This window comes from Mesorhizobium sp. BR115XR7A (assembly GCF_020165315.1).
Classification (GTDB): Bacteria; Pseudomonadota; Alphaproteobacteria; order Rhizobiales; family Rhizobiaceae; genus Mesorhizobium; species Mesorhizobium australicum.
The window spans coordinates 156411-177891 of sequence record NZ_JAIUHW010000012.1 but is presented as its reverse complement, the minus strand read 5'-3'; the positions used below and the strand labels follow the sequence as shown (position 1 = coordinate 177891).

Genomic DNA, 21481 nt, shown 5'->3' with positions numbered 1-21481 from the left:
GGACCGGGCGGGACGGGACAATGTTGATGCGTACCCTATATCGAATGACGGCTCGGTCGCGCTTGGTGCGCGCCCTGGCGATGGCGTTTACCCTGGCTGCGAGCGGCGTGCTTGCCTTGCCCGGAGCGGCGAAGGCGGACAACGACATCGTCTATGTCTCGTCGACCAAGAATGCGTCGATCAAGGTTGCCAAGGGCAAGCCCAAGACGATCATGACGAGCGCGGCCTTCTACCAGATCGTCATCGGTGATCCGGAGATCGCCAACGTCAACCCGCTGACCGACAAATCCTTCTATGTGCTGGGCAACAATCTCGGCACCACCGGCATTGCGCTGTTCGACCAGAACAAGCAGCTCGTCGGCACCGTGGACATCGAGGTGACGCTCGACACCGACCAATTGGCGAACACTATCCGTGCCAGTGTGCCGGACGCCAAGATCAAGGTCGGCTCGGCCAACGGCCGTGTCGTGCTGTCGGGTGAGGCGGATGACGCGGTTGCAGCGGATAAGGCAAGCAAGATCGCCAGCCGCTTTTCCGGCAATGAGGAAGTGATCAACTCGGTCAATATCTCTTCGTCGCAGCAGGTTCAGCTCAATGTCCGGTTCGTCGAGATCAACCGCCAGGCAGGGCAGGACCTGGGCGCGAAATACAGCGCCAATTTCGCCTACGGCTTCGGCGGTCGCGACATTTCACTGGATCCGGGCACGGTCCCAGCGGCGGGGACCGGCGAGATCATCGGCCGACTGCTGTCGAACGGCGTCTCGATCGACATTGCCATTAAGGCGCTGGAAGAGCGCGGCCTTGCCCGTCGGCTGGCTGAGCCGAACCTGATCGCGCGTTCAGGGGAGACAGCGAGCTTCCTGGCCGGCGGCGAATTTCCGATCCCGGTTTCGGAGGACAACGGCAAGATTTCGGTCAGCTACAAGAAATATGGCGTTAGCCTGGATTTCAAGCCGACCGTACTCAAGGACGGGTTGGTCAGCCTCGACATCGCGCCGGAAGTCTCCTCGATCGATGCGTCGGCGTCCTACAATATCGGCAACATTTCCGTGCCCGGCTTCATCGTGCGCCGCGCCAAGACCTCGGTCGACCTGAAGAACGGCCAGAGCTTCATGATCGCCGGGCTTTTGCAGTCCCAGAACGACATTACCACGTCTCGCATTCCCGGCCTTGGCAAGATGCCGGTGCTTGGAGCGCTGTTTTCGTCGAAATCCTATCAGCGGCGCGAGACCGACCTGGTCATCATCGTCACGCCCTATCTGGTCAAGCCGGTCGATCCGTCGAAGAAAATGGCTGAGCCGACCGATGGCACGCAGCCAGCCAGCAATGTCGACTATTTCCTCAACAACACCGAGGAGGTGAAGGCGCCGGATACGGGCCGCGCGCTGGCGCTGGCCGACGGCAGTGCCGCACGGGCCGCTCCTGCCACCAAAGTCGGTCATTTCCTCGACCTGCCGAAGGACTGAGCCATGCGTCTGATCCTGAGATCGTGCATCGGCCTGCTTCTTGCCGGCCTGGCAAGCGGCTGCACCAGCGACGACTACGTGCGCAGCGAAGGGGTGACGTCCGGCGCCGGCGAGGCGCAGGCCGCCAACACCGTCATGCAGATGGTCGACCCGTGGAAGTACGGCGTCCAGAACACGAGACTTCTCGTGCCTGCCAAGCGTGGCAGTGCCGGACCCGTCACGCCCGATCAGGCGGCCGGTGCCAAGGCAGCGCAAACGACCACCGACAACTGATCCAGACGGCGATCGATCTCACAGGCGGCGAGAATGGCAAACAGCACCAAGAAAATCCTGCTCGTCTCGACAGACCGGGCCTTCGCGCAGGACACGAAGACGGCCTTTGCCGCCTCCGAGATCATCCAGCTCATGACGGTGGAGAAGAACGTTACCGAGCTGCGCGGCGAGGTCCAGGAGGCCGAGTTCGGCGTCGTCATCGTCGACATGGATGCAGCGAAACTCGAGGAGATCGAGTCCCTGCAGCGCGTCATGCGCCGGCTCGAGGGCAAGGCACCGGTGGTCGTGGTCACCCAGGAGTTCAACGCCGCGGCCGTGCGCATCCTGGTGCAGCTCAAGGTCGCCGATTTCCTGGTCAAGCCAATCACCACGGCAGACCTCGTGCGTTCGGTCGTGCGGGCTCTACAGGGGCCCGGGCGCGAGGAAAACACCGAGTCGCAGATCTATACCTTCATGCCCGCCGCCGGCGGCGTCGGCACCACGACACTGGCACTGCAGACCGCGTTCCAGCTGCATCATTCGGTGACGCGCGGCGCCTCGACCTGCGTGGTCGACCTCAATTTCCAGCAAGGTGCCTGCGCCGAATATCTCGATCTCGAGCCGCGTTTCGACATCACCGAAATCGAGAACCAGCCTGAGCGCCTCGACCGGCAACTGCTCGATGTGATGCTGTCCAAGCACGCCAGCGGACTGTGTGTGCTGGCGGCGCCGACGCATCCGGCCGAAATGCGCTCATTCAAGACCGATGTCGTGGTGCGCATGCTGGACCTCGTTTCGGCCTATTTCGACAATGTCGTCATCGACATGCCGCGCACCTGGTTTCCGTGGACGGAAACTGTACTGCTCGGTTCCAACAAGCTTTACATCGTTGCCGAAATGACGGTGCCGTGCCTGCGCCATACGCAGCGGCTGATCCAGGCCGTCTACGAGACCGCCGGCAAGGAAGTGAAGCCGAACGTGATCGTCAACCGTTTCGAGCAGAAGATGTTCGACAACGGCATCAAGCAGGCGGACGTCCAGGAAATCCTTGGCGAGCATTTTGTCGGCGGGATCGCCAACAACTACCGGCTGGTGCGCGAGGCGGTCGACCGCGGCGTGCCGCTGCACGAGATCGATCCCAATGCCAATGTCGTCAACGACCTGAAGAAGATCATCCTTCCGGAAGAGGCGGTGGCAACCGCGGGCAAGTCGAAGTCGCTGTTCGGCTTCGGCAGGGGCCTCTTGAAAAGGAAAGCTGGATGACCAGCCGTTTTTCCACCCTGCAGAATCGTGACGCGCGTCCGCGCCCGGCTGAATCGACGCCGGTCGCGCATCATGCAGTCGTCATCCCGACCAGCCGGAAGGCTTTGCCGGCGAAGGCGGAGGCGGCGCCGGCAAAGAATGCCAACAAGGTGCTCGATGCCCGCGTGCGCATCCACCGGATGCTGCTCGAGGAGATCAATCTCGTCGCGCTGGAGCGCTTGCCCAAGGAGGAGATGCGCCGGCAAGTGCATGATTTCGTATCGGAAAAGACCCGCCAGGAGCGGATGGCGATCAACACCGCCGAACTCGACGCGCTGGTTGACGACATCGTCGACGAGATGGTCGGCCTCGGCCCGCTCGAGCCGCTGCTCAAGGATCCCGATATCAACGATATCCTGATCAACGGCCATCAGAACTGCTTCGTCGAAAAGAAGGGCAAGCTGCAGCAGGTCCATATCCCGTTCAAGGACGAGGCGCATCTGCTCAGAATCGTCAACAAGATCGTGGCCGCCGTCGGCCGCCGCGTCGATGAATCGCAACCGATGGTCGACGCTCGCATGCTGGACGGCTCGCGGTTCAACGCAGCCATCCGCCCGGTGGCCGTCGACGGCCCGCTGGTGTCGATCCGCAAGTTCTCCAAGAACAAGCTTGGCCTGCACAGGCTCGTCGAATTCGGCGCCATCACACAGAACATGGCCGAAGTGCTGGCCGCGGCCGTCCACGCCCGCAAGACGACGATCATTTCGGGCGGCACCGGCACAGGCAAGACGACGATGCTCAACGCGCTGTCGGCGTTCATTCCCGAAGACGAGCGGCTGATCACCATCGAGGACGCGGCGGAACTTCAATTGCAGCAGCCGCATGTCGCACGCATGGAGACGCGTCCCGCCAACATCGAAGGCCATGGCGAGCTCAAACAGCGCGACCTGGTCAAGAACGCGCTGCGCATGCGTCCCGACCGCGTCATCCTCGGCGAGTGCCGCGGCGAGGAAGCCTTCGACATGCTGCAGGCCATGAACACCGGCCACGAAGGCTCGATGGCGACCATCCACGCCAATACGCCGCGCGACTGCATTTCGCGCCTCGAGCAGATGCTGGGCATGACCGGCATGCCGATGACGGTGCAGTCGATCCGCAGCCAGATCGCCAGCGCCATCGACATCATCGTCCAGCTGACCCGACTTTCCGACGGCAAGCGCAAGGTGACGAGCGTCGCCGAGGTGACCGGCATGGAAGGCGATGTCATCCAGATGCAGGAGATCTTCCGCTTCGTGCGCACCGGCATGGAGGCCGATGGCAAGATCCTTGGCTACTACGAGGCGACCGGCATTCGGCCGCGTTTCCTGGAAGACCTGCGCGCCATGGGCATCGACTTTCCCGGACGTTATTTCGAACCCGGCCGGCCGCAGGAGTAGCCGGCGTGTTCGACGGGTTCAGCGCGATATACGTCGTCTATGCCGGAGCCGCACTGACCGGCATCATGGTGGCCGAGGCGATCTACCTGCTCTATGCCGGACGCAGCGACAAGCGCACCGCAATCAACCGGCGCATGAAACTGCAGGAAAACAAGATCAGCCAGGAGCAGGTGCTGATCCAGCTGCGCAAGGAGCGCGGTCTCGACGCGGGAACGTCGCTGTTTTCTCCCGACCGGTTCCGTGCCCTGCGCACGCAGTCGGGCATGGTGATGCCGCTTTCGAAATTCCTGACGATCACCTGCGGTGTGGCGACGGCCGTTGCCCTGGCCGCGATCTGGCGCGGGCTGCCGCTGCTGATGGGGCTCATCCTGTTCGTCGTGCTGGTGCCGTTGCTGCCGGTCATGGCGATGCGCTCCATGCGCAAGCGCCGGCTGAAGCGTTTCGGCATGCAACTGCCGGAAGCGCTGGAGCTGATCACGCGCGGCCTCAAGGCCGGTCATCCGGTGCCGGTGGCCATCGCCATGGTGTCGCGCGAGATGCCCGATCCGATCGGCACGGAATTCGGCGTCATTGCCGACGAAGTCACTTATGGTTCCGACCTGGTCACGGCGCTGAATGCACTGTTCGACCGGGTCGGCCACGAGGATCTGCCGCTGTTCATCACCGCCGTGTCGATCCAGACCAGTTCGGGCGGCAATCTGCGCGAGATCCTTGATGGGTTGTCGACGACGATCCGCGAACGCGGCAAGCTGCGACGCAAGGTGCGCGCCATTTCGACGGAAGGCCGCCTCTCGGCCTACATTTTGACGGCCGTACCGGCGCTGCTGTTCACCGCCATCATGGCCATGATGCCGGGATATTACAGCGACGTCTGGGGCGTGCCGAAGACATGGTACATGATCGGCGGCTCGGTCAGCTGGCTGATGCTGGGCAATCTGATCATGTTCAAAATGTCGAATTTCAAGTTCTGACATGCAAAGCGTCATTGAATTCCTCGCTTCCCTCGCGCCGACCTCGCTGATGCCGGTGGCCGTCCTCCTGCTTGCCGCGGGAGCGGCCGCTGTCGCCTGGCCGATGCTGGTGGCGAAGGGCGACCGCAACGACGTCAAGCGCCGGCTCAAGGTCGACCAGGGTCCCGTGGCCGCCAGGCCCGAACCTGTGCAGAAGAAGAATAGCGGCGTCGTGCGCGAGCAAGCGGTAAAGAGGGCGCAGGAATTCTATGCCAAGAGCGACCCGGAAAATGTCGCTCGCCTGCGCCTGAAGCTCATCCAGGCGGGCTACATGGAGCCGCGCGCCGTCGGCATGTTCTTCCTCATCCGGTTCACGGCAATGATCGGCACGACGTTCGCGGTCTTCGTGCTCAACCGGTGGATGGCTAGTCCCGACGCGACCACGACCAGCCGGTGGACCTTCATCATCCTGTCGGGGGCCGCCGGCTATTTTTTGCCGGGCCTGGTGCTGACCCAGAAGGTGCGCGAGAAGATGCGCGAATACCGCAATGGCTTCCCCGATTTCATGGATCTGATGATCGTCTGTTCGGACGCCGGCATGAGCATGGAAGCCGGCGTCGAGCGCGTTTCGAAAGAACTCGCCAAGAGCTATCCGTCGCTCAGCCAGAACCTGCAGCTCGTGTGCTTGGAACTTCGGGCGGGACGCAGCCTGGACGACGCGCTGAAGGCGCTCGCCGATCGCCTCAGCCTGGACGAGGTACGCTCCTTCGCCACGCTCCTGCAGCAGTCGAAGGAACTCGGCACCAGCCTGTCGGGCGCGCTCAGGGTGTTTTCAGACGAAATGCGCCACAAGCGCATGTCGCTGGCCGAGGAGAAGGCCCATGCCTTGCCGGCCAAGATGTCCGTGCCGGTCGTGGTCTGCATCCTGCCGGTGGTGCTGATGATCGCGGTCATTCCCATCATCGTCAAAATGACGGCCCATTAGCTCTACTTTGGAGTGAGATGGCACGCCCGGTGGTTAATGATTGCTATTCCGGAAACTGAAAGTTAGCTGCATTTCGGCACCGAAGCTTAATCGCTCTTCTGTAGTCTCTTTCCCGAAGAACGACCCGGCAAATCGGGCGACGGGGCAGGGCATGCGTCAGATAAAATTTGCGGCGATGGCCATGATGGCAGCCGTCCTAATGATCAGCGGGTGTACGACGAACAATAACGTCGACACGACCAAGACCACTGCGATCCAGCCTGCAGGGAAGGATGTCGCCACATCCGACCTGGCGGAAGGCAAGGCACAGTTTCGCGATGCCAATTATGGTCTTGCCGAAGCGCATTTCCGCAAGGCCGTCGAACTGAAGGCCGACAATGCCGAGGCCTGGATGGGGCTTGCGGCTTCCTATGACGAACTTGGCCGCTTCGACTTCGCCGACCGCGCCTACGGCCAGCTCCTGAAGGTTGCCGGCCGCAAGCCGCAGATCGTCAACAATATGGGTTATTCGCAACTGTTGCGCGGCAACAAGAAGAAGGCCCGGGCACTGCTGCTCGAGGCGAAGGCCGGCATGACCGATCCCACCGTTGTCGACGCCAACCTCGCCTTGCTGAACAAGGGCTGATGCCGGTTGATGGTCGCCCCGTCAAGGGGTGCGATTTTGGTACAGGTGGCATCGACGCTTTGTAAACCCTATCCGCAGCTTGGGTCGAGAGATCGCCCGAAAACCATGTCCGAGGGCTGCCGCTGACCTAGAATGCGGCGCAACCGCCGACGCTCGAGAGGCCTCCGCCTGATATGCTGGATTTCAGTTCGCTCCTGCTCGCAGCCGCGCTGTCGGGTACCTGTCTAGCCGCTACCATGGTTGCGATCTGGCTCACGGCGCCGCGGGCGGGCTTCGTGCTGACAGTGGCGTGCGGCATTATCGTGCTCGTCGCGCATGTGATCCTGTTCTGGCGCTATACCAGGGAGCCCGATCCGCTGCTTTGCCAGATCGCGCTGGCGCTACTCAGCCTGGGTTTTCTCATCATCTGCATTTCGGCCATGCAGTATCTCGGCGTGCGCGAGCACAGGCGTGCGATCGCGCCGACATTTGCCGCCATGGTTGTCTGCGCGGCCGTGACCTTCATGGGCCTTGACGGGGTCGGCTTCGTGATCACCTACGCGACGGTTACCGCGCTGCTCTCGACAATCGGTGCCATGTTCTGGATCAATGGCAGTCACGATCGCCGTATCCTCCTGGTGGTTTCGTTCCTGAGCGGCACCTGTGCGCTGTCGTTTGCCCTTTGCGGCGTGGTTCTGATGGCCAAAGGCCAGTGGACGCTCGGCGTCGCGCCCGACAATTGGGCCGAACGCCTTAACTCGGTCGTGGCGGTGGCCTGTATGACAGGCCTTGGCGCGTTGACGCTTTCGCTCCACCATCTGCAGGCGCAGATCGAGCTCAAGGCCGAGACCATGACCGACCCGTTGACCGGACTGATGAACCGTCGGGGGCTAGCGTCGCTTTATGGCGAGCGCACCTTCGGCCCGTTCATGGCGATCGTCATGTTCGATCTCGATCATTTCAAGCGGACGAACGACATCTATGGACACCCGGTCGGGGACCAGGTCCTGTGCCGCTTCGCCGCCGTCATCAGGAGATATGCCAGAACCGGGGTCGACGCCTTTCGCCTGGGCGGCGAGGAGTTCGCAATCGTCATGTCGCGCGTGACGGAAGAGCGGGCCTATGACCTCGCCAGCAAGATCGGCGTCGCTTTCGGCACGGAAGTCGTGCCCACTGCGCTCGGGCCCTTGCGCAGCACGGTCAGCGGCGGGATTGGCTTCGGCGAGGCCGACGGCAGCACCCTCGACGAGGTGCTGGCCAGGGCCGACGCCATGCTCTATGCCGCCAAGCGTGCGGGGCGAAATTGCGTCATCGGCCGCAAAAGGACGGGCAAGGCCGACGCGGCCGAGCCGGCCTTGCGTTCCGCGTAGCTATTCGGCCGCGCCGAGGTAATCCGACAGCGGCGGGCAGGAGCAGACCAGATTACGGTCGCCGGCGACATTGTCGATGCGCGACACCGGCGGCCAGTACTTCGTCGCCGTGTCGGCATCGCCGGCGGGATAGGCCGCCTCCAGACGCGAATACGGATGGGTCCATTGACCGGCCAGCGCCTCGGCCGATGTGTGCGGTGCGTTGACCAGCGGATTGTCGGCCAAGGGCCATTCGCCTTTGGCCACTTTCGCCGCTTCGCCGGCAATGGCGATCATGGCCTCGCAGAAGCGATCCAACTCGCGCTTGGGTTCGGACTCGGTCGGCTCCACCATCAGCGTGCCGGCGACCGGAAACGACATCGTCGGCGCGTGGAAACCATAATCGATCAGGCGCTTGGCGATGTCCTCGACACTGATGCCGGCGCTCTCCTTGAGCACGCGGGTGTCGAGGATGCATTCGTGGGCGACGCGATCGCTCCTGCCCTTGTAAAGCAGCGGGAAATGCGGGGCGAGCCTCGTCGCCACATAGTTGGCCGAAACGATCGCTGTCTCGGTCGCCTGCTTCAGGCCGGAAGCGCCCATCATGCGGATGTACATCCAGGTGATCGGCAGGATGGAAGCGCTGCCGAAGGGAGCGGCGGCCACGGCATGAGCCGAGCCTTCGCTGACATGGCCGGGCAGATAGGGCTTCAGATGCGCCCTGACACCGATCGGACCGACACCCGGGCCACCGCCGCCATGCGGGATGCAGAAGGTCTTATGCAGGTTCATGTGACAGACGTCGGCGCCGATGTCGCCTGGCCGAGCAAGGCCGACCAGCGCGTTGAGGTTGGCGCCATCGAAATAGACCTGGCCGCCATGCTCATGGATGAGGGCGCAGAGGTGGCGGGCGCCTTCCTCGTAAACGCCATGGGTGGAGGGATAGGTGAACATCAGCGCCGCGAGATTCTTGGAATGCTCGTTGGCCTTGGCGCGCATATCGTCCATGTCGATGTTGCCGTCTTCCAGGCAGCGCACGACGACGACGCTCATGCCGGCCATCGCGGCACTCGCCGGATTGGTGCCATGCGCGGAAGACGGGATCAGGCAGACGGTACGATGGCCCTCGCCGCGCGAGCGGTGATAGGCGCGAATGGCGAGCAGCCCGGCATATTCGCCCTGGCTGCCGGCATTGGGCTGCAAGGTCACGGCGTCGAAACCGGTGATCTCCGACAGCCAGCCTTCCAGTTCGCCGATCATGGCGCGGTAGCCGGCCGAATGGCTTGCCGGCGCGAAGGGATGCAAATTGGCGATGCTTGGCCAACTCACCGGCATCATTTCCGCCGCGGCGTTGAGCTTCATGGTACAGGAGCCCAGCGGGATCATGGCGCGGTCGAGCGCCAGGTCCTTGTCGGCCAACCGGCGCAGAAAGCGCATCATCTCGGTTTCCGACTTGTTCTCGTGAAAGACCGGCTGGGTCAAAAACTCCTTGCCACGCGGCTTGCCGGGCAACGTGCTGTCGGCGGAAGCGGCAGCCTTGGCATCGAACAAGGCCGCGATCGCGTCGAGATCGGTGTCGGTCGAGGTCTCGTCGAAACTGATGCCGACATGGTCGGCATCGAGCACACGCAGCAGCCGGCCGGTCTTTTCGGCGGCCACCGCGATCTCGGCGGCCTTGCCGTTGGTCTCCACCGTCACCGTGTCGAAGCGGCTGGAGCCGAGCACCGATACGCCCGCCGCCTCGAGGCCGCTTGCCAGGCGGTTGGCCAGCGCGTGTATGCGCCCGGCGATCGCTTGCAGGCCGACCGGGCCGTGCCAGATGGCGTAGGCGGTGGCCATATTGGCAAGCAGGGCCTGTGCGGTGCAGATGTTGGACGTCGCCTTGTCGCGGCGGATATGCTGCTCGCGCGTCTGCAAGGCGAGGCGGTAGCCGGGGCGGCCCTTGCTGTCGGTCGACTGACCGACCAGGCGACCGGGCATCAGCCGCGTCAGCTTGTCGGAGACCGCGCAATAGGCCGCATGCGGGCCGCCAAAGCCCATCGGCACGCCAAAGCGCTGCATCGGGCCGACCGCGATGTCGGCGCCGAGTTTCGCCGGCGCGTCGGTCAGCGTCAGACCAAGCGGGTCGGCGATGAAGACGACAATGGCGCCGGTGGCGCGCGCTTTTTCGATGGCCGCCTTGTGGTCGCCATAGACGCCAAAAGTGTCAGGCCAGGAGACGAGCAGGGCGGCGGTGTTGTCGTCGATCGTCTCGCCGTCGATCTCGATGCCGAGCGGCTCGGCGCGGGTGCGCACGACGTCCAGCGTCTGCGGGTGCGGTGTGCCCGCAAGTGCCACCTTGGTGCGCTTGTCGCGGTGGTGGCGCAGCGCAATGCCGACCGCTTCGGCGACGGCGGTCGCCTCGTCGAGCAGTGAAGCCGATGCCACCGGCAGGCCGGTCAGTTCGGTGACCAGCGTCTGGAAGTTGAACAGCATTTCGAGCCGGCCCTGGCTGATCTCGGCCTGATAGGGCGTGTAGGCGGTGTACCAGGCCGGATTCTCGAACAGATTGCGCTGGATGACCGGCGGCACGTGGACGTCGTGGTAACCGGCGCCAATAAAGCTCTTCAGCACCGTATTTCTTGCCATGATCACCGACAATTCGGCGAGAGCTTCGGCTTCGCTGGCCGGCGCGGGGAGGTCCAGCGGCTGGTCGAGGCGGATCGATCTCGGCACGGCCTGGCTGATCAGTGTCTCGACCGAGGGAACACCGATGACGGCGAGCATGGCTCTGACGTCGGCAAGGCCGGGTCCAATGTGGCGGGCCGAGAAGGGGTAGGGAGCAGCGGTCATGTCGATAAGTTCCCGATGTCAGGCGATATGGGCTTTGTAGGCGGCCTCATCCATGAGGCTGGCGAGCTGACTTTCGTCGGCGAGCTTCATCTTCCACAGCCATCCGGCCCCGGTTGCCGCCGAGTTGACCAGCGAGGGGTCGGACGACAGCGTGCCATTGGCTTCGGTGATCTCGCCATCGACCGGCGCATAAACGTCCGAGGCTGCCTTGACGGATTCGACCACGACGGCGGTGTCGCCCTTGGTAAGCTTCTTTCCCGTTTCCGGCAGTTCCACGAAGACGAGGTCGCCGAGCTGCTCCTGCGCGTAGTCGGTGATGCCGACGGTGGCGATGCCGCCCTCGACGCTGAGCCACTCGTGATCCGATGTGAAATAGGTTGTTGCCATGGAATTCATCCTTTGCGGTAGCGATGAGGGGTGAAGGGCAGAGAACTGACATCGACTGGGATCTTCGTGCCGCGCACGTCGGCGAAAATCCGCGTTCCGGGCTTTGCCAGCGGCGTGGAGACATAACCCATGGCGACCGGATGGCCGGCGGAAGGGCCGAAGCCGCCCGATGTGACATGGCCGGCAGGATTGCCGTCGGCTTCGAACAGCGCGGCACCGGCGCGCACCGGCTGGCGACCCTCCGGTTTCAGCCCGACGCGCTTCTGCGCCGGACCACGTTCCACGGCGGCGCGCAAGGCGTCGGCGCCAATGAAGGTGCCGGAGGCACGGATTTCTTTCGGGATCGCCCACATCAGCGCCGCCGCGGCCGGGTCGGTCTCGGGCGTGATGTCCTGGCCGTGCAGGCAGAGGCCGGCCTCCAGCCGCAGGCTGTCGCGCGCGGCAAGGCCGATCCAAAGCACGCGTTCATCCTCCAGCAGCTTGGTGACAAGGTCACGCGCATCGGCTTCCGGCAGGCCGATCTCGAAACCGTCCTCGCCGGTGTAGCCGGACCGGCTCATGAACCAGTTTTTTCGCGGCTCGACCCCATGCATGAACAGCAGCGAGCCGGTCTCGATGCCGGCGCGGGAGAGTGCAGCCCAGGCTTCGGGACCCTGGATGGCCAGGAAGACGCGGTCGAGCGGCTCGACCTTCACCTCGAAATCGATCGCCAGGGCGCGCAAATGCTTTTCGTCGGCGACGGCATTGCCGGCATTGGCGACCACCATGAACCTGGTGTCGCCGAGCCGGGTGACGATCAGGTCGTCGACAATGCCGCCTGCTTCGTTCAGGAAAAAGGATAGCTTTGACTGCGAGATTTCGAGGGCGCCGGCGTCCAGCGGGCAGGCGCGGTTCAACAGCGCAACCGCTTCCGGCCCGCTGACCTCGAACAGTTTCATATGCGAGATGTCGAACAACCCCGCATGCTCGCGGGTGTGAAGATGCTCTTTCATGACGCCGGCCGGATAGGTCAGCGGCATCGACCAGCCGGCAAAAGCGCCGAAGCGCGCTCCGGCAGCCGCATGAATATCTTCGAGGGGAAGGTGTTTGTCGTCGTCGCCCGTCATGTCGCCTCCAGAGTCGCACGCAATCGGCCGCTGATGGCGACCAGTCCGTGCCCCTCTGTCTGAAGCCTGAGAGACTCGCGCAGCCGGAACTCTGTCAGCGGCGCTTACACCTTCGGCGCGGGGGCAAGCCCCGACTTTCCAGAGTGTCTTTCCCGTCCACGGTTCTTTTGCCTGAGAGATTTCGGGCGATTTCCCCTTCGGCGGCAGCTCTCGCTGCTCTCTCCCGCAAACAGGTAGGACTCAGAACCCTGAGCCCTCGACGCGCCATCCATAGCCCGTCGACGACACCTTGTCACCTCCCAGCGACATTGTTCTGACAAGTCTTCGCTAACCACGCCGTTTGCCGGTTTTTCAAGACACTCCTGATAAAGCTGACCGATGTGACGCGTTGGGGCGGACGGGGACGTCAGATGGGCGAGTTGATCATGAGTGCTCCGGTGGCGGGGCTGACTTCGAAGAACCGCATTGCTTCAGAGGATGTCGTGATGCTGCGCCGCGACGTGTTCGCCGACGGCGTGGTGAGCCGGGGCGAAGCCGAGGCCTTGTTCGCGCTCGACCACACGGCGCGGGACAAATGCGCGGAATGGGCGCCGTTCTTCGTCGAGGCGGTCACCGACTACATCGTCCATCAGGAAAAGCCCTTGGGCTACATTTCGGGGGAGAATGCCGACTGGCTGGTCCGCACGATTTCGCGCGACGGCATGGTCGACAGCCGGACCGAACTCGAATTGCTGGTCCATGTGCTGGAAGAGGCGAAATCCTCGCCGAGCCGGCTTTGCGTCTACGCGCTGGAGCAGGTCGCCCACGCCGTCGTCGACGGTAAGGGACCGCTGATGCTCGGCGGCGCGCTGGTGCCCGGACTGATCGCCGGGGCCGAAGTCGAGCTTTTGCGCCGCATCCTCCATGCCCATGGTGGCGACGGCAACATCGCCATCACCCAGGCCGAGGCCGAGGTGCTGTTCAGGATCAACGAGCGGACCGCCCAGGCCAATAACGATCCGTCGTGGAACGACCTGTTCGTCAAGGCGATCGCCAATTTCGTCATGTGCTCGGCCGGTTATGAGGCGCCCACCCGCGAGGTGGCGCTGCGCCAGGAAACTTTCCTCGATCATACCGATCCGGAAATCGGCGGCTTCTTCAGCCGCATGGTCTCCGGCGGTCTTGCCGGTGTCATCGAGGCCTACCGCTCTCCTGACGACATAGAGGCCGAATGGGAGGCCAAGAACAGGGCCGCCGAGGCGCTGGCCCGCCGTGCCGAGACGATCGATGCCTGTGAGGCAAAGTGGCTGGTCGGACATATCGGGGTGAACCGGCCTCTTTACGAGAATGAGCGTGCGCTGCTGACCCTGATCAAGCATGCCTCGCCGGAAATTCATCCGGCGCTGAAGCCGTTGCTCGACAAGGTTGCCTAAGCCCCGCCGTCCGCTGCTATCGTTTTGCAAAGAATGATATTGGAATGGCCTTCGGGCCATCCCGAGAATTCGGCCATACGCTCGAAGCCAGCCTTTTCATAGAGATCTGGTGCCTGGAAGTCGTGGCTGGAGACCCAGATTTTCCTGACACCGCGATCGGCGGCCTCCGCGACAAAGGCGTCTAGCAACTGCCTTGCGTAGCCGCGACCTCGGTGAGCCTAGTCTATCCACATCAAGGTCAGTTCGGACGTGCCCGCCCAGGAATAGCCGGCGGCTACTCCGACCGCGTGTCCCGCACCATCGCGGATGACAAAGGTCAGCCCTCGGTCATCGTCGCGGTCGATCATACGTCGGTTATCGCGGTTGAGACGATCCTCGAGCGAACTCAATTCCATGGGGGACAAGTCGTGCTCGGCCCGTATGCGAGGGACCGTCAAATCCCGCCATACCAGTCATAGCCGTTGTCTTCCCAATAGCCGCCCCGGCCGCCGCCGATAGTGGCGAAGCCATCGACCAGTTCGATCTTGTAGAGATATTTCGGCATTTTGTAGCCGAGCTGGCGCTCGACGCGGACACGCAGCGGTGCGCCGTTCTCGACCGGCAGCGGCTTGCCGTTCAGGCCGTAGGCAAGGATCGTTTGCGGATGGCGGGCATCGATGAGGTCGATCGTGCCGTAATATTTGATGTCGCCTGACAGGCTGCGGTCGATCGTGTCGAGGCAATGGAACATGACATAGCGGGCCTGTGGCTTGACCACCGCCTGGTCGAGCAGCAGCGCCAGTGGCGTGCCGGTCCATTTGGCGATGCAACTCCAGCCTTCGACGCAATCGTGTCGGGTGATCTGGGTGCGGCTCGGCATGTTCATGAGCTGCTCGCGGGTGAGTGACAGCGGCTTTTCCACGAGGCCTGACACCTCCAGTCGCCAATCGGCGAAGTTGTTGGCGAGCAGGGCCTTGTAAGCGTCGTCGTCCGGCGCGGTCACGCCGTTCGGCCGCATTGGCTGACGGATATCAGCCTCGGTGAATTCGGGCGCCAGCGAATTGCCGCCGCCGAGCAACCGTTGTGCCTTGTGGGTCAGGCCATTGGCGTTTTCGAGGAAGCTGCGCAGGCCGCTGCCGATGCTGAGCTGGCTGTCGAAGGCGTCGCAGCCCGACAGCATGATGCCGGACGCGCCGAGGCCGGTGGCGGTGAGGAACTTTCGGCGGCTTATCTCAAATTTCGCCATCTCAGGCACTCCTCTCTGACGTTTTGTCGTCATGCACGGGAGGATCAGTGCGGTACCAGCCGGTAATGATCGAGCGCAGTTCGTTGATCGGGCCGGCGGCGAGGATCATCAGGATGTGAATGACGAAGAAGGCGACCAGCAGCACCATGACGGTGAAATGGATGGTGCGTGCCGTCTGCCGGCCACCGGTCAATTCATTGAGGAAGGGCAGCACCGAATTCATGCTCGGCGACATTGCAAGGCCGGTGATGATCATCAGTGGCAAGAGCACGAACAGCACGCCGCCATAGGCCATCTTCTGCAGCGTGTTGTATTCGCGCGTGTGGTGGAATTTCAGCCTGGCGTGGTTGGCGATGTCCCGGGGCAAGCGTTTGAGGTCATCCAGGCGAGGCGCCAGATCGCGGCGGATGTGGCCGTTGATCAGGCTGGCGACGAGCCAGACGATCAAGGTCGTCGTCAATATCCAGGCGAAGAAGAAATGGATCACGCGGGCGGTGCCGAGGTCATAGTAGGACGGGATCGTCGCCCAGGACGGGAAACCGCGCGCCGTCTCGTTACCGGTCGGGCCCGACCAGCCAAGGACGCCTGTCGTGTCGAAGCGGTGGCCGAAGATTTCGGTGTAGCCGCGCGGCCCGGCATTGGTGTTTTCGGCGCCTATGGCGAAAATGGTGTTGTTGTAGTCGAAGCCGGATTGCTTGCCGATGTAGAGCTGCGGCCGGGCATTGAAGATCTGCAGGCCGGACAGCAGCATGAAAAACAACGAGATGGCCCAGAGCCAGTGTGTCAGCCGCGTCCAGCGCGACTGCCGGTAGATCAATGTTTTCTCTTTTGACGCGGGGGCGCCCGGTCCAATTTCGGATTGGCTTCTGGCAACCGATTCCATGTTGTCTGGTCTCCCGGCCTTGCGGCTTGTCCTAAGCGTTCATTGTCCTCTTGATACGTCGCGATCCAAACCGATGTTTCATGCGATCACGGATTTATTACGGACCGCCCAGGCTGACGGCGAGATTGACGGCGGCGGCGACGATGACCGTGTTGAAGAAGAACGACAGGACCGAGTGGACAAGCACGACGCAGCGCATGTGCGTCGTCGAGATGTTGGTGTCGGCGGTCTGCGCCGTCATGCCGATGACGGTAGAGAAATAGAGGAAATCCCAGCCTTCGGGGCGTTTGTCGCCCGGGAACAGCAGGCCGCCGACGGGAATCTTCTTATTGGTGCCGGCGTCGACCGCGTCGCCGTCCATCCAGTAGACATGGGCATAGTGGAGCGCTGCCATGGCATGGATGGTGAACCAGCCGAGCGGGATCGACAGCAGTGCGAAGCCGAGTTCGATCGGGTGATCCCCATCCTTGCGATTGATCAGCAGGAACAGGGAGACAAGGGCAACGCCGACGACAACGAGCGTGACCGCGAAGATCACCAGCACCGGCTGATCGGTGGCGCGTGCATTCTTGCTCAGGTACTTGCCGGTGAATTTGGGCATCTGGCTGACGACAAGAAGGACGTAAGCGGCAAAAAATATGTTGGCGCCGATCGAATAGGCGAGTGGGGCGTGCAGCAGCAGCGCCACAAGCAGCGCAAACGCACCGATACAGGCCGACACCGCGAACAGCATGTGGCGCTGCATCGGTTTCTCGATCGGGGTTTCGGCGGCCATGGCGGTCTCCACCTGGATGGCGCTTTGTTGCTAGCCCGGTGTGGCGGATTTCAGCGCGCGCCGCAAGATGCGGTCAAGTTCACCCAGGAACCGGGAACGATCCTGCGGCGCGAAGCTGGCATTGTAGCCCTTGCTCTCGCCGGTTTCGCGCAAATGCTGCTTGAGGTCCCGCATCGCCACCGCCATGCCGATCGTCTCGGGCGTGAACGGCCGCCCGGTCGGTCCCAGCACATGCGCGCCGAGCGCCACCGTGCGGGCGGCGAGCGGAATGTCCGCCGTCACCACGATGTCGTTGGGCTTGGTGTTCTCGACGATCCAGTCGTCGGCGGCATCGGCACTCTTGGAGACCACGACATTGCGGATCATCGGGTCGCGGGAGGGGCGCAGACCGCCATTGGAAACATAGGTGACGACGACGCCATGGCGCTCGGCGACCTTTTCTACCTCCGCCTTGACCGGGCAGGCGTCGGCGTCGACGTAGATGGCGGGTGCGGGCATTGTCTCTCCGGAAACGAGCAGGGGCCGGAAACATATCCGGCCCCTGCCTGAAATCTCTCGGTCGTCAGGCCGGCAGGGCGCCGGATTTCTTCGCCGTCCAGGTGGCGATATAGTCCATCAGGCCCGGATTGAGGCAGTCATAGGGTTCCAGCCCGATCGTCCTCAGCCTGCCGCGAATGCCGTCCATGCGGCTTGGGTCGACACCCGATTCGATGATCGAGGAGACGAAGGCGGTGAAGCCCGGAGGCGACCAGCCGTCTTCCTCGAAGCGCTCGGGATGGATGAAGGACAGGCCCTTGAACGGATGGTCGCGCTCGACCGGCCCGTGCATGTGGACGCCGCATTGGGTGCAGGCATGACGCTGGATCAGCGCCGAGGGGTCGACCACCTTGAGCTTGTCGCCGTTCTCTGTGACGGTGACATCGCCGGTGCCGGCGACCGCAACCACCGAGAATACAGCACCGTCGGGTTTCCAGCATTTGGTGCAGCCGCAGGCGTGGTTGTGGGCGATCTGGCCCTTGACCTTCACCTTGACCGGCTTGCTGGTGCAGGCGCAGACCAGCGTGCCGCCGGCAAAGCTGGCGCTCTCCCTGGGCAGCCCATTGTCGATCTTTGGGTGCAGTTTCTCCGCCATTGTTTCTCTCCTCCCATGTTTCACCACAGGGGTCGCTGGCCGGATGGCCGGCGGCGTGTGGCTGTCTTTTAGTAAACCACGACACTCCGGATCGATTTGCCCTCATGCATGAGGTCGAATCCCCTGTTGATGTCCTCGAGCTTCAGCGTGTGGGTGATCATCGGGTCAATCTGGATCTTGCCGTCCATGTACCAGTCGACGATCTTCGGCACGTCGGTGCGGCCGCGCGCGCCGCCGAAGGCGGTGCCCATCCAGCTGCGGCCGGTGACCAGCTGGAACGGCCGGGTCGAAATCTCCTGGCCAGCACCGGCGACGCCGATGACGACCGACTTGCCCCAGCCGCGATGCGAGGCCTCCAGCGCCTGGCGCATGACCTTGGTGTTGCCGGTGCAGTCGAATGTGTAGTCGGCGCCGCCGATCTGGTCGGCACCGCGCTTGGTCATGTTGACGAGATAAGGCACGATGTCGCCGTCGATCTCCTTCGGATTGACGAAATGCGTCATGCCGAATTTTTCGCCCCAGGCTCGTCTGTCGTTGTTGAGATCGACGCCGATGATCATATCGGCGCCGGCAAGCCGCAGGCCCTGGATGACGTTGAGGCCGATGCCGCCGAGGCCGAAGACCACCGCTGTCGCGCCTTGCTCGACCTTGGCGGTGTTGATGACCGCACCCACGCCGGTGGTCACCCCGCAGCCGATGTAGCAGATCTTGTCGAAGGGCGCGTCGGGATTGACCTTGGCCACCGCGATCTCCGGCAGCACGGTGAAGTTGGAGAAGGTCGAGCAGCCCATATAATGAAACAATTTTTCGCCTCCGATCGAGAAGCGCGAGGTGCCGTCCGGCATCAGGCCCTGGCCCTGCGTGGCGCGGATGGCGGTGCACAGATTGGTCTTCCTCGACAAACATGACGGGCACTGCCGGCATTCGGGCGTGTAGAGCGGGATGACATGGTCGCCCTTTTTGACCGAGGTGACGCCCTTGCCGACATCGACCACCACGCCGGCGCCCTCATGGCCAAGGATCGCCGGAAAGATGCCTTCCGGATCGGCGCCCGACAGCGTGAACTCGTCGGTGTGGCAGATGCCGGTCGCCTTGATCTCGACCAGCACCTCGCCCTCGCGCGGTCCCTCGAGGTCGACCTCCATGATCTCAAGCGGCTTGCCGGCAGCAACGGCAACGGCGGCACGGGTTTTCATCTGGCAATTCCTCCAACGCGATTTTTGCGCTCAGGCTTTCAGGTTTTGGCCGACTCATCAACCGTCAGATGAGACGAAATATCGGCTTTCTTGACGCAGATAGCACATGCCTTGATCGCGGACTTTTGCGCTACATACACGGTACTTGAGACATAGCGACATAATTCATAGAACTGGACCGTCCGCCGGAGGGGAATTTGCCCGCATGTTCACCAAAATACTGATCGCCAACCGTGGCGAGATCGCCTGCCGCGTCATCAAGACCGCGCGCAGGATGGGCATCGCCACGGTCGCTGTCTATTCCGACGCCGATCGCGATGCCGTGCATGTCGAGATGGCCGACGAGGCGGTGCATATAGGACCGTCGCCAGCCGCGCAGAGCTATCTCGTGCCCGAGAAAATCATCGCGGCGTGCAAGGCGACCGGCGCTCAGGCCGTGCATCCCGGCTATGGCTTCCTGTCCGAGCGCGCATCCTTCTGCGAGGCGCTGGAAGCGGAAGACATCGTCTTCATCGGGCCGAAGCCCAAGGCCATCAAGGCGATGGGCGACAAGATCGAGTCGAAGAAATTCGCCAACGCCGCCGAGGTTTCGACGGTTCCGGGTTGGCTCGGCGTCATCGAGAATGCCGATCACGCCGAAAAGATCGCCGGCGAGATCGGCTATCCCGTGATGATCAAGGCCTCGGCCGGTGGCGGTGGCAAAGGCATGCGCATCGCCTGGGACCAGTCGGAAGTACGCGACGGATTTGACCGGGCGCGCTCGGAAGCCAAGAGTTCGTTCGGCGACGACCGTGTCTTCATCGAAAAGTTCGTGGTCGACCCGCGTCACGTCGAAATCCAGGTGCTGGCCGACGGGCATGGCAACGCGCTCTATCTTGGCGAACGCGAATGCTCGATCCAGCGCCGCAACCAGAAGGTGGCGGAAGAGGCGCCATCGCCCTTCCTCGATGCCAGGACGCGCAAGGCGATGGGCGAGCAGTCGGTGGCGTTGGCCAGGGCTGTCGACTACCAGAGCGCCGGCACCGTCGAGTTCATCGTCGACAAGGACAAGAACTTCTATTTCCTTGAAATGAATACACGATTGCAGGTCGAGCATCCGGTGACCGAACTCGTCACCGGCATCGATCTGGTCGAGCAGATGATCCGCGTCGCCGCCGGCGAAAAGCTCGCCTTGAAGCAGAGCGACATCAAGCTGAACGGCTGGGCGGTGGAAAGCCGGCTCTACGCCGAGGACCCCTATCGCAATTTCCTGCCGTCGATCGGCCGGCTGACACGCTACCGGCCACCCGAGGAAGGCCGCTTCGGCGATGTCGTCATCCGCAACGACACCGGTGTCACCGAAGGCTCGGAAATCTCCATGTTCTACGATCCGATGCTGGCCAAGCTGTGCACCTGGGCTCCGACGCGGCTCGAGGCCATCGACGCCATGTCGGAAGCGCTGGACAGCTTTGTCGTCGACGGCATCGAGCACAACATACCGTTCCTGGCGGCGCTGATGCAGCATCCACGCTGGCGGGAAGGGGCGATATCGACCGGCTTCATCGCGGAGGAATATCCCGACGGTTTTGCCCCCGTCGTGCCGAACAGCGAGGAAAAAGCCGTTCTGGCATCGATCGCGACCGCGGTGGAACTGCTGCGCCGCGATCGTCTCGACCGGCTGGGCGGGCGGCTGGCGCCGCATTCGGGAGCGCTCAAGCGCGACTGGGTGGTGAAGATCGGCGAAGAGTATTTGTCGGCGTCGATCCTCGAAGGCATGATTTCCATCCCGATGGAAATGGACCTGTCCATCGATGGCGGGAAGGCGCTGACAGTTTCGTCCGATTGGCGGCCCGGCGATCTCATCTGGCGCGGCACGGTCGGCAAGCGCAGGGTTGCCGCCCAGATCCGTCCTGTCGCCAATGGCCTCCGCATCGCCTGGAAAGGCATGTCGGTGACCGCGCGCGCCATGCTGCCGCGCACCGCCGAATTGGAACGGCTGATGCCGGAGAAAATAGCGCCGGACACGTCGAAACTGCTGCTCTGCCCGATGCCGGGCCTCGTCGTGTCGATCGCCGTTGTCGAAGGCCAGGAGGTCAAGGCGGGCGAGACGCTGGCCGTGGTCGAGGCGATGAAGATGGAAAACGTTCTGCGCGCCGAGCGCGACCTCGTCGTGGCGAAACTCAATGCCAAGCCGGGCGACAGCCTTGCCGTCGACGCGGTGATCATGGAATTCGCCTGAACGGCTGGAAGCCTGTGGGTCGGTAGTCGTT

Annotated in this window: 20 protein-coding genes, 1 pseudogene and 1 riboswitch; of the genes and pseudogenes, 10 read left to right on the top strand and 11 right to left on the bottom strand. The window is 63.1% G+C overall.

Going from position 1 to position 21481, the window contains the following annotated elements; genetic code table 11:
• The first annotated feature begins 20 nt into the window (after positions 1–20).
• From LB557_RS24475 to LB557_RS24440, 8 genes are all read left to right on the top strand, one after another.
• Positions 21–1466: a type II and III secretion system protein family protein gene (locus LB557_RS24475; protein WP_140723620.1), complete on the top strand. Its 1446-nt coding sequence runs from the start codon at positions 21–23 to the stop codon at positions 1464–1466.
• A 3-nt stretch (positions 1467–1469) separates the two neighbouring features.
• Entirely contained in the window at positions 1470–1739 is a 270-nt protein-coding gene (locus LB557_RS24470; protein WP_015317594.1) for a hypothetical protein, read from the top strand.
• Between the two features lie 33 nt (positions 1740–1772).
• The gene (locus LB557_RS24465) at positions 1773–2981 is read left to right on the top strand and encodes a CpaE family protein (protein WP_224584853.1); all 1209 of its coding nucleotides are present in this window, start codon (positions 1773–1775) and stop codon (positions 2979–2981) included.
• Positions 2978–4396, top strand: coding sequence for a CpaF family protein (locus LB557_RS24460; protein WP_140661161.1), 1419 nt, complete (start codon positions 2978–2980; stop codon positions 4394–4396). Before LB557_RS24465 ends, LB557_RS24460 begins: the two co-directional genes overlap by 4 nt.
• A gap of 5 nt (positions 4397–4401) precedes the next feature.
• Positions 4402–5367: a type II secretion system F family protein gene (locus tag LB557_RS24455; RefSeq protein WP_140616157.1), complete on the top strand. Its 966-nt coding sequence runs from the start codon at positions 4402–4404 to the stop codon at positions 5365–5367.
• A gap of 1 nt (position 5368) precedes the next feature.
• Positions 5369–6331, top strand: coding sequence for a type II secretion system F family protein (locus tag LB557_RS24450; RefSeq protein ID WP_224642459.1), 963 nt, complete (start codon positions 5369–5371; stop codon positions 6329–6331).
• Between the two features lie 151 nt (positions 6332–6482).
• Entirely contained in the window at positions 6483–6956 is a 474-nt protein-coding gene (locus tag LB557_RS24445) for a tetratricopeptide repeat protein (RefSeq protein WP_140661163.1), read from the top strand.
• Between the two features lie 173 nt (positions 6957–7129).
• Positions 7130–8305, top strand: a complete 1176-nt coding sequence (locus LB557_RS24440) for a GGDEF domain-containing protein (RefSeq protein WP_224642460.1) — start codon at positions 7130–7132, stop codon at positions 8303–8305.
• Here the strand turns inward: LB557_RS24440 and gcvP are convergent, their stop codons facing one another.
• Genes gcvP through gcvT form a run of 3 tightly spaced genes read right to left on the bottom strand, consistent with a single transcriptional unit; the run spans position 8306 to position 12609 of the window.
• Positions 8306–11116, bottom strand: a complete 2811-nt coding sequence (gcvP, locus tag LB557_RS24435; RefSeq protein WP_224642461.1) for an aminomethyl-transferring glycine dehydrogenase — start codon at positions 11114–11116, stop codon at positions 8306–8308.
• 18 nt (positions 11117–11134) lie between these two features.
• Complete coding sequence (gene gcvH, locus LB557_RS24430) at positions 11135–11503, bottom strand: glycine cleavage system protein GcvH (protein ID WP_224642462.1); 369 nt, start codon at positions 11501–11503, stop codon at positions 11135–11137.
• 5 nt (positions 11504–11508) lie between these two features.
• Positions 11509–12609 carry a glycine cleavage system aminomethyltransferase GcvT gene (gene gcvT, locus LB557_RS24425; RefSeq protein ID WP_224642464.1) on the bottom strand — a complete coding sequence of 367 codons (1101 nt, stop codon included), beginning with the start codon at positions 12607–12609 and terminating at the stop codon, positions 11509–11511.
• Between the two features lie 149 nt (positions 12610–12758).
• A riboswitch (glycine riboswitch) is annotated at positions 12759–12845 on the bottom strand.
• Between the two features lie 174 nt (positions 12846–13019).
• Here gcvT and LB557_RS24420 point away from each other — a divergent pair.
• Positions 13020–14021: a hypothetical protein gene (locus tag LB557_RS24420; protein ID WP_140723602.1), complete on the top strand. Its 1002-nt coding sequence runs from the start codon at positions 13020–13022 to the stop codon at positions 14019–14021.
• Here the strand turns inward: LB557_RS24420 and LB557_RS24415 are convergent.
• The 8 genes and pseudogenes from LB557_RS24415 to LB557_RS24380 form a co-directional block, all read right to left on the bottom strand.
• Positions 14018–14227: pseudogene (locus tag LB557_RS24415) on the bottom strand (GNAT family N-acetyltransferase); the annotation flags it as partial. The gene LB557_RS24420 and the pseudogene LB557_RS24415 overlap by 4 nt on opposite strands.
• Before the next feature lie 12 nt (positions 14228–14239).
• Positions 14240–14416 carry a hypothetical protein gene (locus LB557_RS24410; RefSeq protein WP_224642468.1) on the bottom strand — a complete coding sequence of 59 codons (177 nt, stop codon included), beginning with the start codon at positions 14414–14416 and terminating at the stop codon, positions 14240–14242.
• A 38-nt stretch (positions 14417–14454) separates the two neighbouring features.
• The gene (locus tag LB557_RS24405; RefSeq protein WP_015317606.1) at positions 14455–15246 is read right to left on the bottom strand and encodes a molybdopterin-binding protein; all 792 of its coding nucleotides are present in this window, start codon (positions 15244–15246) and stop codon (positions 14455–14457) included.
• A gap of 1 nt (position 15247) precedes the next feature.
• A complete protein-coding gene (locus tag LB557_RS24400; RefSeq protein ID WP_015317607.1) occupies positions 15248–16129 on the bottom strand; it encodes a cytochrome b/b6 domain-containing protein in 882 nt (293 codons plus the stop codon).
• Between the two features lie 97 nt (positions 16130–16226).
• Positions 16227–16904 (bottom strand): DUF1345 domain-containing protein, encoded by a 678-nt coding sequence (locus LB557_RS24395; protein WP_140723599.1) that lies wholly within the window; start codon positions 16902–16904, stop codon positions 16227–16229.
• Between the two features lie 30 nt (positions 16905–16934).
• On the bottom strand, positions 16935–17402 hold the full coding sequence (locus LB557_RS24390; RefSeq protein ID WP_015317609.1) for a YaiI/YqxD family protein: 468 nt from the start codon (positions 17400–17402) through the stop codon (positions 16935–16937).
• 64 nt (positions 17403–17466) lie between these two features.
• Positions 17467–18036, bottom strand: a complete 570-nt coding sequence (gene gfa / locus LB557_RS24385; protein WP_140616175.1) for an S-(hydroxymethyl)glutathione synthase — start codon at positions 18034–18036, stop codon at positions 17467–17469.
• A gap of 68 nt (positions 18037–18104) precedes the next feature.
• A complete protein-coding gene (locus LB557_RS24380; RefSeq protein WP_224642470.1) occupies positions 18105–19232 on the bottom strand; it encodes an S-(hydroxymethyl)glutathione dehydrogenase/class III alcohol dehydrogenase in 1128 nt (375 codons plus the stop codon).
• Between the two features lie 205 nt (positions 19233–19437).
• Between LB557_RS24380 and LB557_RS24375 the strand changes: the two genes are divergently transcribed.
• Entirely contained in the window at positions 19438–21450 is a 2013-nt protein-coding gene (locus LB557_RS24375) for an acetyl/propionyl/methylcrotonyl-CoA carboxylase subunit alpha (protein ID WP_224642471.1), read from the top strand.
• Positions 21451–21481 lie beyond the last annotated feature (31 nt).

Bases quoted from the DNA above. Each gene is read 5' to 3' on its own strand.
- LB557_RS24375 (WP_224642471.1), top strand. From the start codon at position 19,438: ATGTTCACCAAAATACTGATCGCCAACCGTGGCGAGATCGCCTGCCGC.
- LB557_RS24470 (WP_015317594.1), top strand. From the start codon at position 1,470: ATGCGTCTGATCCTGAGATCGTGCATCGGCCTGCTTCTTGCCGGCCTG.
- LB557_RS24420 (WP_140723602.1), top strand. From the start codon at position 13,020: ATGGGCGAGTTGATCATGAGTGCTCCGGTGGCGGGGCTGACTTCGAAG.
- LB557_RS24460 (WP_140661161.1), top strand. From the start codon at position 2,978: ATGACCAGCCGTTTTTCCACCCTGCAGAATCGTGACGCGCGTCCGCGC.
- LB557_RS24400 (WP_015317607.1), bottom strand. From the start codon at position 16,129: ATGGAATCGGTTGCCAGAAGCCAATCCGAAATTGGACCGGGCGCCCCC.
- LB557_RS24465 (WP_224584853.1), top strand. From the start codon at position 1,773: ATGGCAAACAGCACCAAGAAAATCCTGCTCGTCTCGACAGACCGGGCC.
- gfa (WP_140616175.1), bottom strand. From the start codon at position 18,036: ATGGCGGAGAAACTGCACCCAAAGATCGACAATGGGCTGCCCAGGGAG.
- LB557_RS24475 (WP_140723620.1), top strand. From the start codon at position 21: ATGTTGATGCGTACCCTATATCGAATGACGGCTCGGTCGCGCTTGGTG.
- LB557_RS24405 (WP_015317606.1), bottom strand. From the start codon at position 15,246: ATGGCGAAATTTGAGATAAGCCGCCGAAAGTTCCTCACCGCCACCGGC.
- LB557_RS24440 (WP_224642460.1), top strand. From the start codon at position 7,130: ATGCTGGATTTCAGTTCGCTCCTGCTCGCAGCCGCGCTGTCGGGTACC.
- gcvT (WP_224642464.1), bottom strand. From the start codon at position 12,609: ATGACGGGCGACGACGACAAACACCTTCCCCTCGAAGATATTCATGCG.
- LB557_RS24390 (WP_015317609.1), bottom strand. From the start codon at position 17,402: ATGCCCGCACCCGCCATCTACGTCGACGCCGACGCCTGCCCGGTCAAG.
- LB557_RS24380 (WP_224642470.1), bottom strand. From the start codon at position 19,232: ATGAAAACCCGTGCCGCCGTTGCCGTTGCTGCCGGCAAGCCGCTTGAG.
- gcvH (WP_224642462.1), bottom strand. From the start codon at position 11,503: ATGGCAACAACCTATTTCACATCGGATCACGAGTGGCTCAGCGTCGAG.
- LB557_RS24445 (WP_140661163.1), top strand. From the start codon at position 6,483: ATGCGTCAGATAAAATTTGCGGCGATGGCCATGATGGCAGCCGTCCTA.
- gcvP (WP_224642461.1), bottom strand. From the start codon at position 11,116: ATGACCGCTGCTCCCTACCCCTTCTCGGCCCGCCACATTGGACCCGGC.
- LB557_RS24410 (WP_224642468.1), bottom strand. From the start codon at position 14,416: ATGGAATTGAGTTCGCTCGAGGATCGTCTCAACCGCGATAACCGACGT.
- LB557_RS24395 (WP_140723599.1), bottom strand. From the start codon at position 16,904: ATGGCCGCCGAAACCCCGATCGAGAAACCGATGCAGCGCCACATGCTG.
- LB557_RS24450 (WP_224642459.1), top strand. From the start codon at position 5,369: ATGCAAAGCGTCATTGAATTCCTCGCTTCCCTCGCGCCGACCTCGCTG.